Here is a 22,510-nt window from a genome sequence, read left to right as displayed (position 1 = left end):
TTCTACAAGGGAGTACGATATGAAAAAGATGACCTTAAATGCAATTGCAGTAATGTTACTGGCCAGCTTGAGCACTTTCAGCAATGCTGCGGTACCGGATAGCAGCCCAGTAGCACATAGTGGCCACCAGCATGGCGCAAATGAGCAGAGCGCATCTCTTGTGGGCAAGGCGGGAGACCCGAAAAAAGTGACGCGTACCGTCACTGTCGATATGAACGACAGCATGCGCTTTAGCCCAGCGTCTATTGCCGTGAAACGGGGCGAGATCATTCGCTTTGTCGTCAACAATTCCGGCAAGATCAAGCATGAAATGGTCATTGGTTCTGAGAGCGAGTTAAAAGAACATGCCCAACAAATGGCAAAGTTTCCGGAGATGGAGCATGCGGAACCCAATCAAGTGACCGTGACGCCTGGAAAATCGGGAACCATCGTTTGGCAGTTCGACAAAGCCGGCAAAGTGGAGTTTGCTTGCTTACAACCCGGTCACTTTGAGGCCGGCATGAAGGGGCTGGTAGTAGTCTCCGCCAAGTAGATGACTTCGTTCGGCGGGAATGTTCAATTCCCGCCATTGTCACCATAGCTGGTTCCACCGTAGGCAAAGAAACAGGCGAATCTGCCCAAGGAGTGATTCATGAGTAGAACTGACGCCGAGCATCATGCGCACGAGCATCATCACGATACCCATAGCAAGACCGGGCCTGGCAATACGATGAAGACAGGGGAAGAAAAACCATTCATCGATCCTGTGTGCGGCATGCGCGTTGGCGCAAATCCCGAGCAAGAAATCACCTACAAAAGTATGGTCTACCACTTCTGTAGCGGGAAATGCATGGCAAAGTTCAACGCAGCGCCAGATTCCTTCATCGATAGAGCGAATGCGGCGCCCAGCCCCGAGCACTCGCCACAGCAGGGAGCGGTCTACACCTGCCCCATGCACCCCGAGATACGCCAGCCTGCACCGGGAACTTGCCCCATTTGCGGCATGTCGCTCGAACCTGAAATGCCGACGCTAGATGAGGCGGAAAATCCGGAACTAGTCGATTTCCGCCACCGCTTCTGGTGGACGCTGCCTCTGACTCTGGTGGTGTTCCTGTTGGCGATGTTTGGGCATGTGTTCCTTGAAATGGGGCTGCCAGGCCAGAACTGGATTGAATTCGCATTAAGTACCCCTGTCGTACTGTGGGCCGGCTGGCCATTTTTCACGCGCTGGGCGCAATCGCTGGCACGCATGCGCCCGAATATGTGGACCTTGATTGGTTTTGGCGTAATGGCTGCCTATGGCTATAGTGTCGTCGCCACCATCGCACCGGGCTTCTTCCCACCTACCTTTGCTGCACATGGCCGCATAGGCGTCTATTTTGAAGCCGCAGCAGTCATTGTTTCGCTCACGCTACTGGGACAGATCCTTGAGCTGCGCGCACGCTCCCAAACTTCCGCGGCAATCAAATCCTTACTTGGCCTCGCTCCGAAAACGGCTCGGCGCATTCAGGACGATGGGGCCGAAGACGACATTCCTCTCACGCACGTCCACGTCGGCGACAAACTCCGTGTCAGACCCGGTGAGAAGGTGCCGGTTGATGGCGTAGTGCTTGATGGCGAGAGTTCGCTTGATGAATCAATGCTGACTGGCGAGCCCTTACCTGTGACAAAACGTCCCGGAGACACGTTGATTGGCGCAACGATCAATACCAGCGGGAGCCTGATTATGCGTGCCGAGAAAATCGGCAGCGACACGATGTTGTCTCAAATCGTACAAATGGTCGCGCAGGCACAGCGCTCCCGCGCGCCTATGCAACGACTCGCCGATAGTGTCGCAGGCTATTTCGTGGTCGTGGTCGTGGCCATAGCGCTACTGACGTTCGTGTTATGGGGAATGTATGGCCCTGAACCAAGCTGGGTCTTTGGTTTTGTTAACGCCGTTGCAGTACTGATCATTGCTTGCCCATGTGCATTGGGGTTAGCCACACCGATGTCCATCATGGCCGCCACTGGCCGCGCCGCCACCCAGGGGGTGCTCTTTCGGGATGCCGCGGCAATAGAAGACCTCAAGAAGGTCGACACACTGATTGTCGACAAGACGGGGACCCTCACTGAAGGTAAGCCTTCCTTTAACAGCGTGGTCGCAGCGCCTGGTTTCAAGGACGAAGACGTCCTGCAAATGGCGGCGAGCATAGACCAGGGAAGCGAACATCCTTTAGCGCACGCGATTGTCAACGAAGCGAATCGGCGAGCACTGGCGCTAACAAAGCCTGACAGTTTTGAGTCCGCCAGCGGTATTGGCGTGCGCGGCACGCTTGGCGGGGTGCACATCGCACTGGGCAACACCGCCCTGATGGATACTGACAAAGTTGATTGGCGGCCGCTTGCTGAGGTCGCTGAACGCTTGCGAACAGAAGGTGCTAGCGTCATGTATCTATCCTCTGACGGCGTTTTGGCTGGACTGATCGCCGTGTCGGATCCCATCAAGGCAACGACGCGTGAGGCGATAGAGGGCCTGCGCGCCGAAGGGCTGACCGTGATCATGGCCACTGGCGATGGCGTCACTACTGCGAGGTCCGTGGCCGAAAGGCTGGGCATCACGGAGTTCTACGGCGAGGTGAAACCACAGGACAAGTTGGCCTTGGTAGAAAAACTCCAAAAGCAAGGCAAGGTGGTCGCAATGGCCGGCGATGGAATCAATGATGCCCCCGCACTGGCGAAGGCCAACGTTGGTATTGCCATGGGTACAGGAACAGACGTGGCTATCAATAGCGCTCACGTCGCTTTAGTAAAAGGAGATCTGCGTGGGATTGCCCTTGCCCGTCGAATCTCGGTCGACACTGTTCGAAATATGTGGCAGAACCTGGGCTTCGCGTTTGTCTACAATGCCTTGGGCATTCCCCTGGCTGCCGGTGTGCTGTATCCATTTACTGGCCAACTGCTATCGCCGATGATCGCCGCGTTAGCGATGAGCCTGAGTTCCGTGTCTGTCATTACTAATGCACTCCGGTTGCGCGGTACCGGTCGGCCTTAACCGCTGACTGTGGCACCGAGCGACATTCTTGTGGAAGCAAACATGAATACACCTGCGATAGTGAAAGCTGCATCGAAAAACGGCTGCTTGCTTAGCAACGAAGAATTGAGCTTTCTTCCGGCTGCACGCCTCAATAGAGACTGTTTCTGCACCAGTTTGGATAGCTCCGCATTGAAAATAGCGCTTTCTAGCGAACCGGGTATGGACGGATTGCACGAGTTGATCGAGGAGCGGTGTCCCTATCTATTTTCTGCGCGGCCTATTTTTGTCTCCTATCACCAAAGCAAACGTATTGCGGACGTTATTGCAGCGATTGAATCCGTGATATCGCTGCCATCCTTTCGTGCGCGCGTTCTGACTGATGCTCCTGACATTGCCAAGCATAATCCTGATGGTGCAAAAGGAGTATTTTTTGGCTATGACTTCCACATGCGCGACGATACCTTGGCGCTCATCGAAATCAACACAAATGCCGGTGGAGCGATGCTCAACGCCGCGATGGCCAAAGCCCATAGATCGTGCTGTCTCAGCGATAGTGAATTGACACGTGCCATTGATAGCGGTGCGACCCTTGAAGACACCATCTTCAACATGTTTGAGTCTGAATGGGTACTCTCTCGACGTTCACAGCCACTTCGGACAGTCGCGATAGTTGACGAACATCCAGAGCAGCAGTATCTCTATCCCGAGTTTGTTCTTTTTCAACGCTTGTTCGAACGCCACGGCATCGAGGCCGTCATTGCCTCACCATCGGACCTTACCTATCGTGATGGCGTTTTACGTCATGGGGATCTTGCTGTCGACTTGGTCTATAACCGGCTGACCGATTTCATGCTTGAGTCGCCCCAGTGTCTCCCATTGCGGTCGGCGTATCTAGACAGTGCGATCGTGCTAACGCCGCACCCCCAAGCGCATGCCCTCTATGCAAATAAGGCAAATCTGGTTCTGCTATCGGATAAGAAAGAGCTCGTAGCGCTTGGCGTAGCCTCCGCCGTGCAAGATATTCTGCTCAAGAGCATGCCTCGGACGCAGATTGTGACGGCCTCCGATGCGGACCGCTTGTGGACGGAGCGCCGAAAGTTGTTTTTTAAACCTGTTGCAGGCTACGGGGGGCGAGCCACGTACCGTGGTGAAAAGATCACCAAACGGGTATGGCAGGACATTCTGGCTGGTGATTACGTCGCTCAGGCCCTCGTCATACCCGGCGAGCGCTCGATCGGTTCCACAGATAATCCTAGCTCGCTGAAATTCGACCTTCGAGTCTATGTTTATGACGGAAAGGTGCAGTGGACCGCAGCCAGGATGTATCAGGGGCAAACCACCAACTTTCGCACCCCTGGAGGTGGTTTTGCACCTGTTTATAGTTTGGACGACGAGTGCACTGCGAATGAAATCAGCTCTATCGCGACTAGAGCTAGTTCCCATCACGATTGAGACGTGTTTGATCCGTAAACCGAACAGGTTAGTTAGTTACTCGATCCGACCAGCTCTCTGAAACGTCAGAAATCGAATGTCAATGAGGGAGGAATCCATGACTAAAATTGAATCGATCCAGGCATCTATCGGGCTCACAGTTAAGGGTAGCACTAGCGCGGAAGGCAAGACGGCAGGGCAAATGTTTTCTGCCACATTAGCTAATGCACTTGGATCGACGCCAAAAGTGGCAATGGCCTTGCCTCCAGTGGCAACTATTCAACACACACAGTTTGACCTTCCATTGAATTTGACCGCTGCTAAGATTTGGCAGCAGCCGAGTATCAATGAACGTGCGCTCGGACTGCGGGCATACCGTCAAGAACTTCTCGCATCCAATATCGCGAATGCCGATACGCCTGGATATGTGGCGGTAGATATTGATGTTGAGAAGGCCTTAAAAACAGGAAAGTCAAAAGATGACGTTTCCCTGCAATTTCGTCTTCCAGCCCAAGGTAGTATTGATGGCAATACCGTTGATATGGATGTTGAACGGGCCCAGTTTGCTCACAATTCCCTCATGTATGAATACAGCGTTGATCGTGTCAAGGGACGCTTCAAGGAACTAGATGACCTTTTGAAAAATACACCATATTAGTAATCCCTACTTGGAAATACTGACAGTAGCGACTTAATGCAACTACCGCAGGCAACGGAAAGATTAAGTCATGGCGTGATCGGGTAAGCACCTGAATGGATACGATCGCTGCTGTCCGCATATGCCACCAGCAGCGATCGCATCCAGCACTCAAAAACGCGTTACTTTTTCTTCATCATTTCCTGACAGTCCTTCATCATTTGATCCATTTTTTCATGCATTTTCGGATCCATTTGATGATCCATTTTTGGCTCCATCTGATGTTCCATTCCAGCTTGCGGGGCTTTATTGGCCGCTCGCATCATTTGCGCCTGCTTGGCCTTGCGCCCTTGCTCAATCAGTTGCCAGTCCGGGCCAGCGAAGGCGGGAAATGCAGTGCTAAGAGTGCTGATACAGAGCAGCGTAAGTAGTAATTTTTTCATGATAGACTCCTCGATAAACTAATTTGATGTATGCATCGTCATCCCCATGGTCAAGTGGCTAATTCAACCATCGACAATACAAAAGCCGCAGCGCAACTGCGGGAACGTCTGACATATCAGAAAAAAAATCACCTCTATCCGTTTGCGAAACAAAACGCATCGTAGCAGTGGTAGCACCGAGATCCGGATAGTCGCCGCCTGCGTTATGGTCGGCAAAAGGTGGTCCCATATAGCAGAAGGCGCATGGCTGGCAGCTTGGCATGGCCATCGGCTGCGCAATCGCCGCAGATGCACGCATGTCGTTTTGCAGTGGAAACGCCGGCACATGGCTGCACCAGATAAAACCGAACAACACCACCGCACACCTCACGAAATACACGAGGTGCTTAGCCGATCGGTAGGTGCCAAACGGTCTCATGACGGCTAATTCTCCTCTGCTGCTGCCGAGCCGGCGGCACGGATCTGACGCCGACGTAGCAGCAGATAAACCGCAGGGACCACAAACATGGACAACAACGGCGCGGTAATCATGCCGCCAACCATCGGCGCGGCGATGCGCTGCATGACCTCCGACCCAGTGCCGGTGCCCAGCATAATCGGCACCAGGCCGGCGATAATGACCGCCACCGTCATTGCCTTGGGCCTCACGCGCAAGACCGCCCCTTCACGAATTGCATCGAGCAGATCGGTTTCACCAGCGTTACCATTCGCCAGACGTTCATCCCAGGCATGCTTTAAATAAAGCAGCATGATTACGCCGAATTCGGCCGAGACGCCAGCCAACGCGATGAAGCCGACGCTGCCGGCGACTGACAGGTGATAGTCGAGCAACCACAGTAGCCAAATGCCGCCGGCCAGCGCAAACGGCAACGTTGCCATGATCAAGGCCGCTTCATCGAAGCGCTTGAAGGTCAAATAAAGCAGCACGAAGATAATAAGCAAGGTCGCTGGCACGACGATTTTGAGTTTTTCAGTGGCACGCTCTAGATATTCGAACTGCCCCGACCATGCAATGGAGTAACCCGCCGGCAATTTGACTTCCCTGGCGACGACTTGCTTCATGTCATACACAGTCGAACTCAAGTCGCGATCGCGAATATCGACATACACCCAGCCTGACAGCCGGGCATTTTCACTCTTGAGCATCGGTGGACCGTCGTCGATGCGGATCGCGGCGACATCACCCAGCCGGATTTGCGCCCCCCGCTCTGTCAGCACCGGTAGCTGGCGCAGTTTCTCGACTGAGTCGCGCACCTCGCGTGGATAACGCACATTAATCGGGAAACGCTGCAATCCTTCGACAGTTTCACCGATATTGTCACCGCCGATCGCCGCCGACACCACGCTTTGCACGTCTGCAATATTCAAGCCGTAGCGGGCGGCCGCGTCGCGATCGATATTGACGTCGATGTACCGTCCGCCATTCAGGCGCTCGGCCAGCGCCGAGGAGACGCCCGGCACCTTCTTGACTGCGCGCTCTATTTCACCTGTGATGCGGTCAATTTCCTCCAAGCTAACGCCTGCGACCTTGACGCCGACCGGGCTTTTGATGCCCGTGGCCAACATGTCGATCCGGTTACGGATCGGCGGCACCCAGATGTTGGACAGCCCAGGCACCTTGACGGTGCGATCCAGTTCTTGTATCAATTTTTCTGGCGTCATGCCAGGGCGCCACTGATCGCGCGGCTTGAACTGGATCATGGTTTCGAACATTTCCAGCGGCGCCGGATCAGTGGCGCTCTCGGCTCGGCCGGCCTTGCCGAAGACGCTTTGTACCTCGGGTACCGTTTTAATCAGCCGGTCAGTCTGCTGCAACAACTGCGCGACCTTGCCGGCGGACAGCCCGGGCAACGCCGATGGCATGTACAGCACATCGCCTTCATCCAGTGGCGGCATAAATTCGCCGCCGAGTCGACTCATGGGCCAGATCGTGATGGCCGCTACCAGTGCGGCCGCCAACAAAGTCAGTTTCGGGAAACGCAGCACGATATCAAGCAAGGGACGATATAGCGCGATCAGGAAGCGATTGAGGGGGTTCTTTTGCTCATCAGGAATGCGGCCGCGGATCAGATAGCCCATCAAAATGGGAATCAGCGTGACCGCCAAGCCAGCCGCTGCCGCCATCGCATACGTCTTGGTAAAAGCCAGCGGTGAAAACAAACGCCCCTCTTGCGCTTCCAGGGTGAACACGGGAATGAACGATAGAACGATGATCAATAGCGAAAAGAACAGTGCTGGCCCGACCTCAGCCGCAGCGTCGCCAATGACACGCCAGTGCTCATTGCCCTTCAGCTGCTTTCCTGGATGGGCATGATTCCAGGCTTCAATATGCTTGTGGGCATTCTCGATCATCACCACGGCGGCATCGACCATCGCGCCGACGGCAATGGCGATACCGCCCAGCGACATGATATTGGCGTTGACTCCCTGGTAGTACATGACGATAAAAGCGATCAGAATGCCGATCGGCAGCGTGATGATGGCCACCAGCGCCGAGCGCAAGTGAAACAGGAACAGCGCACAGACCACAGCGACGACAATGAATTCCTCGATCAGCTTTTCTTTCAGGTTGCTCACGGCGCGCTTGATCAAGCTCGACCTATCGTAGGTTGGGACGATCTCGACGCCGGGCGGCAAGCTCGCTTTTAGCTTTTCCAGTTTGACTTTGACGGCATCGATGGTTTCCAGCGCATTTTTCCCGGAACGCATAATGATCACGCCACCAGCAACTTCGCCCTCGCCATTCAATTCAGCAATCCCGCGCCGCATTTCCGGCCCGATCTGGATGCGTGCGACATCGCCCAGCCGCACAGATACGCCGGCATCAGACGTCATCAACGGAATCTTACGGAAGTCATCCAGCGACTTTAGATAACCAGAGGCCCGTACCATGTATTCGGCCTCGCCCAATTCCAGCACGGAGCCGCCCGTTTCCTGATTGGCTTTCTGCACGGCATCAATGATTTTGCCATGCGGGATGTTATAGGCGCGCATCTTGTCCGGATCGAGCACAATCTGGTACTGCCGCACCATGCCGCCAATGCTGGCCACTTCCGAGACGTTGGGCACCGCTTTCAACTCATACTTGAGAAACCAGTCCTGCAAGGCGCGCAATTGCGACAAATCGGTCTTGCCGCTACGGTCGACCAGCGCATATTCATAGACCCAGCCGACGCCGGTCGCATCTGGTCCGAGTGCGGTTTTTGCCTGCGGTGGCAGGCGTGACTGCACCTGGTTCAGATATTCCAGCACCCGTGATCGCGCCCAGTATGGATCGGTACCGTCTTCAAACAGAATGTAGACGAAGGAGTCACCGAAAAACGAATATCCACGCACCGTCTTGGCGCCCGGCACCGACAGCATGGTGGTGGTCAGTGGATATGTGACCTGGTTCTCGACGATTTGTGGCGCTTGCCCCGGATAGCTGGTGCGGATGATAACCTGCACGTCCGACAGGTCGGGAATGGCGTCGAGCGGCGTGCGCGCCAGCGACCATATGCCCCAGGCCGTAATGAATACAGTCACCAACAAGACCAGAAATCGGTTGCCGATAGACCAGCGGATCAGTTTTGCGATCATTTCGCCACTCCCGCTGGTGCCTTCATGCCACCCATGGGTTTGTTCTCGGGTTTCGGCACACCGGAGGTCGGCGCAATGGCCACGATCTCAAAGCTGCCATCTTCGCCTTGCCTGATGTCGAAGGCGACTCGGTCACCTATGCCGACATTGCGCGGCAAGCCCGTGGAGGGCACTTTGAAACCCATCGTCATCGCCCCCCACTGCAGCGACGTGATAGGGCCATGCGAGATGGTGATTTCGTCCTTGCCGATCTGTTCGACCTTGCCTACCCCATGGTGGCGCGGGGGTGCCTTGTCTGCATCCGGGGATGGCGTATCGCTCAAGCGTGTCGTGGTTCCCTTCAGGCTGGCCTCGGAATCGACCAGGAACTGCGCCGAGACGACCACTTTCTGGCCAGCGGACAGGCCCTTGCGGATTTCGGTGAGACCATTGCCTTCGCTGCCGGCCTCCACATCGACGGGCATAAACTTGCCACCCTCCTGGGCAAGCATGACAACGCTGCGCGTACCCGTCTGGATGACTGCCTCCGATGGCACCTGCAAAACATCGGCGCCATTGTTTGACGTGAAGGTCAACGTAGCAAACATGCCGGGCAACAACTGGGCGCCGGGGTTAGCCAGCTCCACACGGGCTTTCAGGGTTCGCGTCGTAGCATTAACTTCCGGCAAAATGGCATTCACCTTGCCTTTGAAAATACTTCCGGGTAGCGCTTGTACCCGCGCTTCGACGGCATCACCGGGGCGAACCTTGGCCGCCACGCTCTCGGGCACTTCCGCGTTGACCCACACTGTCGCGAGCCCATTGATGCGAAACAGCGGCGCACCGGCGGAGACGGTCATTCCTTCGCGAGCGCCAAGCTCTGCGATCACACCGCTGATGGGTGCTGAGACCGTCAGGCGAGGATGTACCTTTCCACTCGATTCGACTAGCCGGATTTGCCCGTCACTCATACCAACAAGCCGCATGCGCTGGCGGGCAGCATCGACCAGGGATGCTGTCTCATTGCCTTGCATACGACGGCTTGCCAGATAGTCTTCTTGTGCCGCGATCCAATCAGGGACATACAAGTCAGCCAAGGGTTGCCCCTTTTTCACCGGATCGAGCAGGGCACGCGCATACAAGCGCTCTACAAATCCACCGCTACGCGCCTGCACCAGTGCCACGTCGCGCTCGTTATAGGCAACGTTACCGACGGCAACCAAGCCGGCGGACATCCTTCCTGATGTGACGAGCGCTGTGCGCACTCCCAGGTTTTGCTGGACCCGCGGGCTGATCGTAACATTACTGTCCTCACCATCCCCCGCAGCATAGACGGGCACCAGCGGCATATCCATGAACGGTGACTTACCGGGTTTGTCAAACTTCTGGCCTGGCACCATGGGGTCATGCCAATATAATGGTTTCTTGTTGGCAGCACTCGCGGCGCCTGCTGCGTTGCCGGATACCGCCTTGACGTCACCTGTAGATACTGTCTGATGTGCTTGTCGTAAACCAAACTGGTAACCGGCATAAGCGACCGCTGCAAGGGCACCCGCAAGTACCAGGACGTGTAATTTCTTATTGTTCATTTGAATTCCTGCTGGCGATGTACTGCGGAAATCTGCGTGATTGCGATGTCGGGAAAGAGGAAGCGAAGCTGTGCCCAGAACTGGGCTGTATTCATCTGCAACTGCAGCAACTGAACGTGCATGTCCGCACTGTTACGCCTGGCAGCGAGCACCTCAGCCAAAGAGGCTTTTCCGCCACGATAGGAGGCCAGGACCGCTTGGCTTCGCTCGTCGGCAAGGGGCAATAGCTGGAGCGCGTAGCGCTCGCTACGTTCTTGGCCACTCCTCCATTCGATGAGCAAGGCACGGATGTTGGCGGCATCTTCTCGCAGCAATTCGTCGCGTTCGCTCCTCGCTTGTTCGACCAAGGCGAGTTTGGAGCCTAGTTCGCGGTCCTGCCGGTTTTTGCGATCCCACTGTAATGGCAGGGATAGGCCAACGGAGACCATGTTCGAGTAGGCCGCGCCGCGCTGCTGGAATGCGAACTCGATACTCCAGTCCGGATGCCGATTCGCTCGCGCCAGATTGACGTCGGCCTGGGCGACTTCTTCCTGCCGATTCAACACCATGATCTGCGGGCGGTGCGCCAGTTCAGTGTCGAGCAACACCGGGTCCAGAGGGATGGTGCCCAAGTCGGGCATGCTGGCATCGGCAAGTTCGCCGCTGCTGCCGGTCCAACGCACCAGCATGTTTTTTGCCGTATTGAGGTCGCGTTCGACCTGACTGGCTCGGTCCTCAAGGGTTAACAAGGCAGAACGCGCAGCCAGCACGTCGGCCTGGCTGCCACGCCCGCCCCGATAGGCGGCCGTAGCGGCGTCAATTTCCTGGCGGGAAAAGACCACTTGTTCTGTCAGAACTACTGACATTTTCCGAATGTAGTAGACGTTGAGCCAGGAGATCGCCGTGTCGCGCTGAATCGCGGCGAGTGCGACATCTTTTTGCGCCTGCGCCTTGTCGGCTTCGCGCTCAAGACGTGCGGAACGCCAGCGCAATTTATCGGCGCGTGTCAGTTCCTGCGAAATGCCGATGCGCCGCATCGTCATGAAATCCCCGCTCAAACTAAAGCGATCACTGCCACTTAAGGGCACATTATCGATGCCGACCTTGAGAGTGGGATCGGGGCGCTGCGCCACCGCTACCGCCATTTCATGTGCAGCGACAGTGGCCTGGTCCTGCGCATGAAGTTGGCGCGAGCGGACGACAGCCTGCTGCAGCGCCTCGGTGAAGGTGATTGGCTGGGGGGCCGCGCGCGCATCATGAACGAAGGCAAGCAGCGGAAAAGTAAGGGCGAGAGCGAGCGCCGTCTTCATGAATGGGCGAAGACGGACGACGCGTGCATGCGACTGCACGGAGTACGGGATTGGCATGGCAGCTCCAGAATGCGATGGGCAACAACGCCCTGTCGAACCCGACAAGGCGATGACGATCTAGGCAGTCTGGAGTATCAAATACGCAAACAGCAATGGCGGATAGCGATAGGCGGTGCCGTTGGCCTCGCCAAGGTAATGAGCAAAGGAGGTTTTGCTGAATACACTACGGGAGTGTCATAAATAGCTAACGTCAAAATCAGGACAACAGGGACGAATGATGGGTGGTCGGCGACAGGTGTCTTGTCCAGCGACTGCCTGGATGCATCTCCCACAGCATAAATTTGACACAACGTCGACTGGTCAGTGTCCATGCCAGCGCAATCTGTCATCGCGGGCATCGCAGATGCCCTAACACCTGCGGCTACAACAGAGCCACCGCCTCCCATCGGTACGCCAGGGCACAGGTACGAAGCAACCGCATGCTGCATGAACAGCATGCTAAGTATCGCGACAAGAGTCGTGAACAATCGCACTGTGCGGGAGGTCTTCATAAACTATCTATATGGACGGTATTCGTAGCCTAGGTTGTATCAGACCCACTGTCAAGGTATTGCTGCGATGCACTTGACCGTGAGCAAGTACGGATCCGAATGACCGGTATCATCACTATACGCATTACCATAATGGGGAAGGTCAAAGACATATGTCGCCGGATTGGAATGCTTTACGTTTAATTGCTTGACAAAAAACTTGCAATCGATGCACGATTTCCAGCAATTCCTTCGCTGGACCGGTGTCGACTGATTTCAATGACGAATATTCATGAAACGGCTTATCCACGCCTGAAACAAGAATTCACTGAGCAGGAGCTCGGGGCGATCTACACGCCTTCGCGCGCTCAAATTGACCATATCTTCACTCTGTATCGCCAAGCATCGCATCGTACTTTTTTGCTTATCCAACTTATGCTGGTGCAAAGGCTTGGTTATTTCGTCCCCTTGTCGAGCGTCCCGGCTATCGTGGTGCGGCATATCTGCGAACATAGCGGTCTGCGCGTTCCGGCAAAACGGGCACTGGCACAATATGATCAATCCGGTAGCAAGACAATACACCAGCGCCGTCTGCGCGGGTATGTGGGGATCCGGGTGATGGACTCGTCCGATGAATACTGGTTGGAAGATCAGGCCCTGCAGGCTGCCCATACCAAGCAGGAGCTACCCGACATTATCAATGTCCTGATTGAGGAGTTGGTCCAGCGTCGCCTGGAACTGCCTGGATTCACCTACTTGTTCAGGCTGGCTCGCCAGTCCCGCACCAGCGTCAACGACGGCATCTATAAGGCGGTGGCTGGCGGATTGCCAACTTGCGTGGTCGAGCGTCTTGAACACATGCTCACTGCCGGTGAGAACCTGCGCATATGGGATAGCCTCAAACGCGAGCCGAAGCAGCCCAATGTGCGTGCGGTGACGGATTTCTTGGCCCACATTGACACCATGATCGCGCTGGCGCAGGACCTGCCCAATACTGAGGCCATCGCCGCAACCAAGCGTGAACAACTCGTTTTGGAGGCGCGTGCCCTGGATGTGGCGGAAATGCGGCGGATCAAGCCACTCAAGCGCCACACCCTCATCGTGCTGCTGATTCAAAGCCAGTTGCAGAAGGCAATGGACGATATCGCCGAAATCTTCATCAAGACCATCCGCATCTTGCATAACGGCGCCGAGGAACGGTTGCGGCAATATCACCTGCAGCACGCCGAACAGATTGAGCGTTTGATCGGACAGTTCCGCGAAGTGCTGACCGTCCTGAGCGAAGAGGCCAGCGAAGAGGATCGCGTCGCCCGGGTCGAGCAATCCCTCGACGGGGATCTGGCGGCATGGATTACTGAATGCGACGAGCACATGGCGTATGCTGGCAATAACTATTATCCATTCATGCTGATCGGGTATGTTGGCAAGCGCAGCCTGCTCTTCAAGTGCCTCGAAGCGCTCAGCCTGAAATCCAGCTCCCAGGATCAGAGCCTGCTGGCGGCGATCGCCATCATCCAAAAGCATCGCTCCAGCCACAAGGAACAACTGCCAGCAGCAGAAGGTGCGCTACCTGCATTGGCACTGGACTGGATGTCCGATAAGTGGCGCAAGCTGGTTTTTGGCCGAGTCGCAGCCAACGCCCCAGCGAGTGTCCATCGCAAGTATTTCGAACTCGCCGTGATGACGGAAGTCATGGATGAACTCAAGTCGGGCGACCTGTACGTCGAGCACAGCGGCGACTATGATGATTATCGCAACCATTTGGTGGGATGGGAAGAATACGAGCGCGAGGTTAAAGCCTATGGCGAACTAGTAGGGCTGCCGGTAGAGGCACAGGCTTTTGTCGCGCAGTTGCGGGAAAAATTGGGCAACCTGGCGCGCGACGTCGACAGCCGCTTCCCGGAGAATAGCCTTGCCGATATCGACGAGAGCGGCATTGTGATCCGTCGCATGGAGCGTCCAAAGCCGCCGCCCGAACTTGACGCCATCGAGCAGATGGTCACCAATGAAATGGATCCGGTGAGCATCCTTGATGTGTTGACCGAAACTGAAAAATGGTTGGACTTGCATAAACTCTTCGGTCCGTTGTCCGGCTTCGAGGCCAAAGTAGACGATCCGCGCAAGCGCTTTATCACTACGTTGTTTTGCTATGGTTGTAACTTGGGCGCCACGCAGACCGCACGCTCGATCAAGGGCCTGAGCCGCAAGCAGGTGGCCTGGCTCAATCTCAAGCATGTCACCGAGCAGCGCCTGGACAAGGCGATCGTCAAGGTGATCAATGCATACAACCGCTTCGCATTGCCACGTTATTGGGGATCGGGAAAGAGCGCGTCGGCCGACGGTACCAAATGGAACATTTACGAGGCTAACCTGCTTTCCGAATACCATATCCGCTACGGTGGATACGGCGGCATTGGCTACTACCATGTGTCCGACAAGTGCATCGCGTTGTTCAGTCACTTTATTCCATGCGGCGTCTATGAGGCGGTTTACATCCTCGATGGGCTAATCAACAACCAGTCGGACATCCAGCCAGATACGCTGCACGGCGATACGCAGGCCCAAAGCACGCCTGTGTTTGGCCTGGCCTCGCTGCTGGGTATCGACCTGATGCCGCGCATCCGCAATATCAAAGATCTGGTGTTCTTCAAGGCGGACAAGGCCGACCAGTATGACAATATCGGCAGCTTGTTCCGTGGATCGATCGACTGGGAACTGATCGCGCGCCATCTGAAGGACATGCTGCGCGTCGTCATTTCCATCAAAGCGGGCAAGATCGCGCCATCGACGATCCTGCGCCGCCTAGGCACGGCTAGCCGCAAGAACAAGCTCTACTACGCGTTCCGCGAGCTCGGCAGGGTACATCGGACCATGTTCCTGCTCAAGTACATCAACGACGCGGAACTGCGTCGTACCATTCACGCCGCTACCAACAAGAGCGAGGAATTCAACGGCTTCATCAAATGGCTGTTTTTTGGGGGCGAAGGTATCATTGCCGAAAACGTTCGGCACGAACAGCGCAAGGTTATCAAATACAACCAGCTCGTTGCGAACATGGTCATCCTGCACAATGTCCATGAGATGACGCGGCTCCTCAAGGCAATACAAGCCAAGGGATATGTGCTAACGGAAGAGGTACTTCGCGGCTTAGCGCCATATCGTAAAGGGCACATCAACCGATTCGGCGAATACATGCTGGACCTTGAGCGAGAGGTGGCCCCGATGAACTACAAAGTCGAATTTACTAAATAAATCAATTGGTTAGAATTCTTTTTGCAGTAAAAGCCGCAATCCCGGCCGGCCCTCCACTATACCGCCCCGGCGCTCGGCAAGCCGCTGTAGAACGTAAAACAACGTATCGGATGCGCCTGCCCTTCCGTGATAATCCGTATTATCACGGAAGGATTATTGCTCTTTTTGAGCGTGAAACAGGTATGATGACCGGGTAAATCCTCATTTTAGGGTGTAGTGTTAGTGTCGCCAAACAATACGGTCTAACTTCAGACAATACGGTTCGACATGGCCTAAAGCAGATTGACATCGGTAACTATGTCAATATTGACCTTTATGGCTCGCGCTCAAGTCTCGCGGTGACGGTAGAGATGCTACGCAGGAGGCGCGCCCTCGATGAAGCAGCCAGGTCCAGCGCGCTTATCGACGCAGCGTGGGCAGGTGTGATACAGCGGGACGGCGAGTGGAACGAGGTGTTCGCCGACGCCATGCGCCAGCTCCTCGTCATCGACGCAAACACCGTACTCCAGGAGCGGCTACGCAAGCTCGGCCACGCCCTGGCGATGGAACGGATGCGGCTGGAGGCCGAACTGAAGAGGCTGGATTCCGACGTGTATGACGATACCCTCGACGCATGGGGCAGGGAGGCGATGCGCTTTGCGGGGAGCACTGATCGGAAACATCGCACACTATCTAACTCGATGTGAGACGAAGGAATTGGTTGGCGTTAATTTTGTCATAGAATGCCAGAATGGAACATCGAACAACAACTCAAAAAATCTATGTACGTTTCCAATCTCAAGCTGTGGAATTTCCGAAAGTTCGGCAGCAGCGCGGTTTTTTCCCTCGGTGCGCCCCAGCTCGACCTCAGCCTGACTTCCGGACTGAACGTGCTGATCGGCGAGAACGATTCCGGGAAGTCAGCGATCATCGACGCGTTGCGGCTCGTGCTGAAAACGCACAGTTACGACTGGTGCAGGATCGAAGACGACGATTTCCACTTGGGACAGGACAGGCTGCGGATTGAACTGCTGCTGTCAGGCATCGAACCGTCCGAAGGTAAGAACTTCACCGAGTTCCTGTCCTATGAGACGGTCGGCGCGAATACCATTTCCCGCCTGCGCCTTATCCTCGACGTGAAGAGGAATCCGCTGTCCGGACAGATACTGCCCTACGACGTACGTGCCGGGGCTGACGTTGATGGCAAGCAGCTGAGCCCTGAGGCGAAAGAGTACCTGAAAGTGACGTACCTCAAACCCCTCCGCGATGCCGAAGATGAGCTGGTAGCGCGGAAAAACTCACGCCTGTCGCAGATCCTGGTCGGACACGAGGCTTTCAAGAACAAGGGCACGAGCCATGTGCTGATGGGGTTGCTGACGGATTTCAACGGCTCGATTGAGAACTACTTCGACGGCAAGGACCATGTGGGCACGGCGATTACCGACCAGCTTGGAAAGGAGCTCAAGGACAAGATCGATACCTATATCGAAGCGCTTTACGAACCCGGCAAGAAGACGGGCCTTGCCGTTACGGAGCGCGGACAGCTGAAGAGCCTGTTGGAAAAGCTGGAGCTTTCCATCGAAGGAGAAACCAGGCCGGGACTGGGTACTCTCAACCGGCTGTTCATGGCGTCCGAACTGCTGCACCTCAACAAGAACAACTGGACCGGGCTCAGGCTCGGACTCGTCGAGGAGCTGGAAGCGCACCTGCATCCCCAGGCCCAGATGCAGGCGATTGAGACATTCCAGAAGCAAACCGGTGTACAGCTGGTACTGACTACCCACAGCCCCAATATTGGGTCTAAGCTCGAACTCAAGAACCTCGTAATCTGCAGCGGGAACCAGGCGTTTCCAATGAGCGAGGAACATACCGAGCTCGATCCTGACGACTACGTCTTCCTCCAGCGCTTCCTCGACGTGACGAAGGCAAACCTATTCTTCTCCAAGGGCGTCATCTTGGTCGAGGGATGGTCCGAGGAGTTGCTGCTGTCCGAATTCGCGAAACTTATCGGGTACAACCTTACCGAGAAAGGCGTGGCAGTCATCAACGTGAACAACCTGGCGTTCATTCGATACGCGAACATCTTCAAGCGGAAGAATCCGCCGCATTTCGCAAAACGAGTGGCCGTGATTACCGACGTGGACATCCCACCGGACGAGGAAGACGGCTCCACCCCAGGAGACAAGGTCAAGCTGGCACAGGCGATTGCGGACAAGACGGCAAAATACGAAGGGCAGTGCGTGAAATCGTTCATCGCGCCGCAGTGGACGCTGGAATACTGCCTGTCGAAGTCGACAACCTTCGCGGAAAAATTCGCAGAGATCGCGAAGGCCGTGCACAGCAAGACCGTTTGGACCGATTTCGACGTTGCGCTCGCGGACAAGCTGAAACGGCAGGCCCTTGCGAAAACGGAGATCGCCAGCAAGCTGGCCCAGGCGATTGCGGGCGGCGGGATAGACAAGACCAAGATCCCAGGCGACGCGCATATCGAATACCTGGTTAACGCGATCAAGTATGCCTGCGGGGATTAGCGTCTCGGACGGCGACATAGCGTATGCCGAACGCATCCTGCTGCCGCTTGGGGAGACGTTTGACGACGAGCGCCGGGCGTTTATCAAAAACCTCGAAACCATCGACCTGCAGGCCGTTCCCGGAAGCGGGAAGACCACTGCGCTCCTGGCCAAGCTCCTCATACTGGACCGCTACCTGCCGTTTTCAAACGGTTCAGGGATTCTGGTCATCTCTCATACGAACGCAGCGATAGACGAAATCAGGGACCGGATAGGCCCGCATTGCGCCAGCCTTTTCAGGTACCCGAACTTCGTGGGGACCATCCAGGGCTTCGTAGACGAATTCCTGGCAGTTCCGTACTTCGTGAACAGGTACAAGAAACCTCCGCTGAGGATCGATGACGAGATCTACGACCAGACGTTCTCGGAACCGCCGTTCAATATCCAGGGTTTCACCTCGCAGGAAAGCAAGAACGCGCGGCGCTACCTCATCGCAAACACGAAGAGAATCCGCTGGTCCATAGTCGATGGCAAAGCCTGCCTGACGGAGGGGTACTGCGGCAAGGCTATAGATTTCAAGAAGCCTCGCGGGAATACTAATCCGCAGAACTATGCCGACTGGAATGGGGCCGAAAAGGCCAAAGTGAGGGATTGGATCCGCAAATTCAAATCGGGGATACTGGAAGGGGGATTCCTTTGCTATGACGACGCCTACCTTCTGGCGCGCGTCTCGATGTCAAGAAATCCGCTGGTCAAACCCTTGCTCCAGCAGCGCTTTTCCCACGTTTTCGTAGATGAGATGCAGGACATGGAAGAGCACCAGTATCGCCTTCTCGAAGATGTGTTCTTCGACGGCGGCGCAAGCGTGTCCGCTTACCAGCGCATCGGTGATAAGAACCAGTCCATTTTCGACGGGAAGGAAGTTGCGGCGACGCCTTTCTGGAGCGACAGGGCGACGGTCCTGCAACTGAACGGCAGCTACCGCCTGAGCGGCATCGTTGCTGGCGTCGTCGAGGCTTTCGCCGTAAGCCCGATCAGGATCGAAGGAAGAAAAAGGAATGCCGACGGTAGCGAGATTGCCATAAAGCCCCACTTCATCGTGTTTTCCGAAGCCACGAAAGGTCAGGTGATTTCCGGGTTCGCATCGATAATAAGGACGTTGATCGACAGTGGCGACATTCCATCAAAGCCAGGCAGCAAATACAAGGCGGTAGCTTGGACAACCAAGCTGGAAGCCGGGAAAATCCGCCTACCCGACTACCACCCGCCCTATTCCAAGGAAGAACAGCGCAAGCGGATCGACTATAGGGACCTAGCAAGCTACCTTTCGAACTACAGCAAGGAGCAGCGCGACCTTTCGTCCATTGAAAAGAACATCGGCAACGCGCTCCTGAGGATACTAAGGATAGAGCGCGTTCCTGATTCTGTCGGCGTACCCTATTCAAAAAGGACGATGATCGCCTTCCTGAAGGAATCCAGGGAGGACTACTGGCACGTCTACCAGGAGAAAGTTTACAAGTGGTGCATGGAGACGGTGGGCGGCAGCGCGGCTGCCGCATTGGCGGACATTCGTGACCACCTGCCGACATTCCTCTCGGCATTCGATGCCGAGATCAAGAACAGCAGAGAGTTTATCGACGGTACACCCAACGCCGGTACGGCTGAGGCTCCTCCGTCCGTAGGAGCACCCCAGAACGTCGTGTCGTATGAAGGTTTCGAAGTCGAGGTGGCAACCGTCCACAGCGTGAAGGGGGAAACGCACGCGGCGACCCTGTACATGGAAACGTTTTATGAAAGAGGCGGCGGAGGGAATTACGAATCGGAGCGCTTGGCGGGATCGATCAAGGGCGTGGCGGTTAAAGGAGCGGCACACAACCTGGTCAAGCAGTCCGCAAAAATGGTCTACGTCGGGTTCTCCCGGCCTACGCACCTTCTTTGTTTTGCCGTCCACGAAAGCAGGTTCGCCAAGTTCGAAGCCGGTATCGACCTCGCAATTTGGAATGTAATTAAGTTGTAGCTTTCCGCCAAACGGAGAAACGTGCGCCAAGCTGACGCATGCTGAATCCACGGCTACTAAGGATCACGTCCGGCTATTTTCCGGCGGAACCGTAAAGGTCGAGGAACCTGTCGCCGTTGGAATGGATGAGGTGAGTCTGGTTGGACGACAAGTTATTGTTAATCCGCTTTATAACCGATCCGGTAGTACCGGGGGCAGTGATAATTTTTTTGTTGAACCGTATTAAACAAATTTTAGCTGCGGTGTTTCAGTAAATATTTGATTTATAAGGAACTGCGTTGTCAAACCGTTTTGATTGTCCACAGTTAGTGAATAATAAAGTCTGACAAAAAATAATATAATTTGAAAAACTCTTCTACTTAACGAAAACATGGCTTCGATTGATTACTTAGATGGCGTGCTGCATGCGTGTGCCCAAGAGCAGGATGCCACCCGGACGCCGGCCGGACAGGCAGCCTCCTTCGACGTCCTAATGGACCGCGCTTTCGAGCGCCGACACTCGGATCTCTGCACGCACTTGACGGCGACACGGACTCGGTTAAAGAATGCCCACGCGGAGGTCGATCGATTATCCAGGACGGGACTTTTCGACCGCTTTATCGCCGGCACTTCGTTGCGGGGGGCCAAGGCAGAGCTTGCGCAGAGGCAACGTGAGGAAGGGGACGCCGGTAAGGCCGTCAACGATGCCAGGCGGGAATTTCATGCGGACTTCGCCAACCAGACGCGCGTGATCGACCTGCAGGAGCGACTGGACGATGCCGCGCGCCGCCACCGCGCGGCACTGCACATTGCTCGGCGTGCAGCGGCCATGAAAGTAGATCTCGCACGCCACAAGACCAGATTCTCGGGCGCCCCCTGGTGCATTTCCTTCCCTAGTTTACCGTCGTACGGCACCGAAGACGAGATCATCGGAGAGGCGGACCGCGTCCTAGATCAAGCGCAGGAAGATCTCGCCCGGTTGAGCCAATTGTTGGAATCGACTCGCCCGGCCGCTGCGAAGGCGAGCGAAATCCTGCGCGCCTTTCTTCACGACTCAAGTCTCGCACGCCGGCCGGCTGGACAGTATGTCGAACAACGCAGCCGCAGTTCTCTCGACCTCCTGACACGTACCGCTGCCGTGCCTTCACTTGAGGCACAGCTCAAGGCATGCACCTGGCCGGGTTTCTTTCATCGCCGTGCGGACTGGCTGGTGTTGTGGTCCGCACTTCAGGCTGGTGTGGAATACAACAACCGTGCCGATGGCAATGCAGCAAACGAAGGGCCGAAAGCCAGCTGGTGGTGTGGACAGTGGCAACATGCAATCGCGCAGTGGGATCGTCCCGCCTTGGCGGCGTTGCGGCTGGCGCCGGAGATGATCGGCAACGCGCTGTTCGCGCTAGAGAACAGCACGATGGAAAGCAAATCGGGCGCCGACGTCCTGATCGTCCTGGCCATCAATGATGGTAACTCGCGTCATTGCAGCATCGTCGGGGTTCAGTTCAAACGAGGCGACGAGAACTCGTCCGTGATTCCCTTGAGTCAGAGCGGGGGCACGCAGTACGACGCGATAGCGCGACACTACAGGGCCTCTGGCGGCCGCTGGCACGGGCTGTACGCATCGCTCCAGCGTGATGGGGGTGGCCTGTCGAGCGTTCCGGCGGTGGCCATCGAAACAACTTTCGTACCCGAACAGGACAACATTTCGTCCTGCACGTATGAGGTGCGTAAGAAAGCGACGGGCAGCGCATCCGTCGACTGGACGATCCACGGCGAGTCGCTCGCGACAGCACTGGCGAGCCGCTTGGGCGGCGCAGGTGCGACTTTCGACTCCATCGACGCGGCGTTCGACTGGGCAGAAAACAATGGGATCAACAAGCTACCCACTTTTGTCCTCATCCAAGCCGTGGGGGAGTCTGTACAGGCGCTTTACCGTGCTGGCGCGCGGCTACGGGATCTTGCTGTACGCTCTGGCCAGACGTACGAACTGGTTGAATCGCTCGAACGCCGGCTCTCGCTCGGGATCGAGCCGGACAGACCCGAGCCGCAACGTGACACCGGAATGGAACGCTAGAAACCGTCTTGGCGTAGCGAATTCGCTTCAATCTGTCGCTGAGGCGGCCTACGCCATTAAGCTGGCAACTTCGCTGATTCGCGCGGGCTGGAACAACGTGGCCGACCGGGATCGGCCAGCCGACGATCCCTTCCATGTCGACACTCTTGAACAAGCAATGACTCAGAGCCCAGTTTTGTCAAATTTTATTATTGCTCGACAGGCGCCCATTAAACGCTATGCCGGGCGCC

General features: G+C 55.9%; 14 protein-coding genes. 9 read left to right on the top strand and 5 right to left on the bottom strand.

Annotated features, from left to right (window positions below; translation table 11 throughout):
* Positions 1-19 precede the first annotated feature (19 nt).
* From CLU93_RS27515 to CLU93_RS27500, 4 genes are all read left to right on the top strand, one after another.
* A complete protein-coding gene (locus tag CLU93_RS27515; protein WP_076568727.1) occupies positions 20-532 on the top strand; it encodes a cupredoxin domain-containing protein in 513 nt (170 codons plus the stop codon).
* 99 nt (positions 533-631) lie between these two features.
* On the top strand, positions 632-3,013 hold the full coding sequence (locus CLU93_RS27510) for a heavy metal translocating P-type ATPase (RefSeq protein WP_099764684.1): 2,382 nt from the start codon (positions 632-634) through the stop codon (positions 3,011-3,013).
* A 42-nt stretch (positions 3,014-3,055) separates the two neighbouring features.
* Positions 3,056-4,447, top strand: coding sequence for a hypothetical protein (locus tag CLU93_RS27505; protein ID WP_257225152.1), 1,392 nt, complete (start codon positions 3,056-3,058; stop codon positions 4,445-4,447).
* Between the two features lie 232 nt (positions 4,448-4,679).
* Entirely contained in the window at positions 4,680-5,084 is a 405-nt protein-coding gene (locus CLU93_RS27500) for a flagellar basal body rod protein FlgB (RefSeq protein WP_099764762.1), read from the top strand.
* A 161-nt stretch (positions 5,085-5,245) separates the two neighbouring features.
* Here the strand turns inward: CLU93_RS27500 and CLU93_RS27495 are convergent, their stop codons facing one another.
* Genes CLU93_RS27495 through CLU93_RS27480 form a run of 5 tightly spaced genes read right to left on the bottom strand, consistent with a single transcriptional unit; the run spans position 5,246 to position 11,999 of the window.
* Positions 5,246-5,506, bottom strand: coding sequence for a hypothetical protein (locus CLU93_RS27495; protein WP_058051341.1), 261 nt, complete (start codon positions 5,504-5,506; stop codon positions 5,246-5,248).
* 58 nt (positions 5,507-5,564) lie between these two features.
* Positions 5,565-5,924 carry a hypothetical protein gene (locus tag CLU93_RS28065; protein ID WP_133250774.1) on the bottom strand — a complete coding sequence of 120 codons (360 nt, stop codon included), beginning with the start codon at positions 5,922-5,924 and terminating at the stop codon, positions 5,565-5,567.
* Positions 5,925-5,929: 5 nt separating this feature from the next.
* On the bottom strand, positions 5,930-9,085 hold the full coding sequence (locus tag CLU93_RS27490) for an efflux RND transporter permease subunit (RefSeq protein ID WP_058051342.1): 3,156 nt from the start codon (positions 9,083-9,085) through the stop codon (positions 5,930-5,932).
* Positions 9,082-10,653, bottom strand: a complete 1,572-nt coding sequence (locus CLU93_RS27485) for an efflux RND transporter periplasmic adaptor subunit (RefSeq protein ID WP_099764683.1) — start codon at positions 10,651-10,653, stop codon at positions 9,082-9,084. Before CLU93_RS27485 ends, CLU93_RS27490 begins: the two co-directional genes overlap by 4 nt.
* The gene (locus CLU93_RS27480) at positions 10,650-11,999 is read right to left on the bottom strand and encodes a TolC family protein (RefSeq protein ID WP_082654774.1); all 1,350 of its coding nucleotides are present in this window, start codon (positions 11,997-11,999) and stop codon (positions 10,650-10,652) included. The genes CLU93_RS27485 and CLU93_RS27480 overlap by 4 nt, the downstream gene beginning before the upstream one ends.
* A 752-nt stretch (positions 12,000-12,751) precedes the next feature.
* Here CLU93_RS27480 and CLU93_RS27475 point away from each other — a divergent pair.
* The 5 genes from CLU93_RS27475 to CLU93_RS27455 all read left to right on the top strand — a co-directional run bounded on the left by CLU93_RS27475 (position 12,752) and on the right by CLU93_RS27455 (position 22,280).
* Complete coding sequence (locus tag CLU93_RS27475) at positions 12,752-15,724, top strand: Tn3 family transposase (protein ID WP_099764682.1); 2,973 nt, start codon at positions 12,752-12,754, stop codon at positions 15,722-15,724.
* A 452-nt stretch (positions 15,725-16,176) separates the two neighbouring features.
* The gene (locus CLU93_RS27470) at positions 16,177-16,410 is read left to right on the top strand and encodes a hypothetical protein (RefSeq protein ID WP_143451863.1); all 234 of its coding nucleotides are present in this window, start codon (positions 16,177-16,179) and stop codon (positions 16,408-16,410) included.
* Positions 16,411-16,485: 75 nt separating this feature from the next.
* Positions 16,486-18,234, top strand: a complete 1,749-nt coding sequence (locus tag CLU93_RS27465) for an ATP-dependent nuclease (RefSeq protein WP_099764757.1) — start codon at positions 16,486-16,488, stop codon at positions 18,232-18,234.
* Positions 18,218-20,230 (top strand): UvrD-helicase domain-containing protein, encoded by a 2,013-nt coding sequence (locus tag CLU93_RS27460; protein ID WP_099764680.1) that lies wholly within the window; start codon positions 18,218-18,220, stop codon positions 20,228-20,230. Before CLU93_RS27465 ends, CLU93_RS27460 begins: the two co-directional genes overlap by 17 nt.
* 370 nt (positions 20,231-20,600) lie before the next feature.
* The gene (locus CLU93_RS27455) at positions 20,601-22,280 is read left to right on the top strand and encodes a hypothetical protein (RefSeq protein ID WP_099764679.1); all 1,680 of its coding nucleotides are present in this window, start codon (positions 20,601-20,603) and stop codon (positions 22,278-22,280) included.
* Positions 22,281-22,510 lie beyond the last annotated feature (230 nt).

The sequence above is a fragment of the Janthinobacterium sp. 35 genome (genome assembly GCF_002754575.1).
GTDB classification, from domain to species: Bacteria; Pseudomonadota; Gammaproteobacteria; order Burkholderiales; family Burkholderiaceae_D; genus Janthinobacterium; species Janthinobacterium tructae.
Note: the sequence above shows the minus strand (reverse complement) of the source record. Positions and strands in the feature narration are given on the sequence as shown.

Excerpts from the sequence above, each read along its gene's own strand:
- CLU93_RS27460 (WP_099764680.1), top strand. The coding sequence starts at position 18,218 with ATGCCTGCGGGGATTAGCGTCTCGGACGGCGACATAGCGTATGCCGAA.
- CLU93_RS27505 (WP_257225152.1), top strand. The coding sequence starts at position 3,056 with ATGAATACACCTGCGATAGTGAAAGCTGCATCGAAAAACGGCTGCTTG.
- CLU93_RS27475 (WP_099764682.1), top strand. The coding sequence starts at position 12,752 with ATGACGAATATTCATGAAACGGCTTATCCACGCCTGAAACAAGAATTC.
- CLU93_RS27500 (WP_099764762.1), top strand. The coding sequence starts at position 4,680 with ATGGCCTTGCCTCCAGTGGCAACTATTCAACACACACAGTTTGACCTT.
- CLU93_RS27490 (WP_058051342.1), bottom strand. The coding sequence starts at position 9,085 with ATGATCGCAAAACTGATCCGCTGGTCTATCGGCAACCGATTTCTGGTC.
- CLU93_RS27465 (WP_099764757.1), top strand. The coding sequence starts at position 16,486 with ATGTACGTTTCCAATCTCAAGCTGTGGAATTTCCGAAAGTTCGGCAGC.
- CLU93_RS27495 (WP_058051341.1), bottom strand. The coding sequence starts at position 5,506 with ATGAAAAAATTACTACTTACGCTGCTCTGTATCAGCACTCTTAGCACT.
- CLU93_RS28065 (WP_133250774.1), bottom strand. The coding sequence starts at position 5,924 with ATGAGACCGTTTGGCACCTACCGATCGGCTAAGCACCTCGTGTATTTC.
- CLU93_RS27510 (WP_099764684.1), top strand. The coding sequence starts at position 632 with ATGAGTAGAACTGACGCCGAGCATCATGCGCACGAGCATCATCACGAT.
- CLU93_RS27515 (WP_076568727.1), top strand. The coding sequence starts at position 20 with ATGAAAAAGATGACCTTAAATGCAATTGCAGTAATGTTACTGGCCAGC.
- CLU93_RS27455 (WP_099764679.1), top strand. The coding sequence starts at position 20,601 with ATGGCTTCGATTGATTACTTAGATGGCGTGCTGCATGCGTGTGCCCAA.
- CLU93_RS27485 (WP_099764683.1), bottom strand. The coding sequence starts at position 10,653 with ATGAACAATAAGAAATTACACGTCCTGGTACTTGCGGGTGCCCTTGCA.
- CLU93_RS27480 (WP_082654774.1), bottom strand. The coding sequence starts at position 11,999 with ATGCCAATCCCGTACTCCGTGCAGTCGCATGCACGCGTCGTCCGTCTT.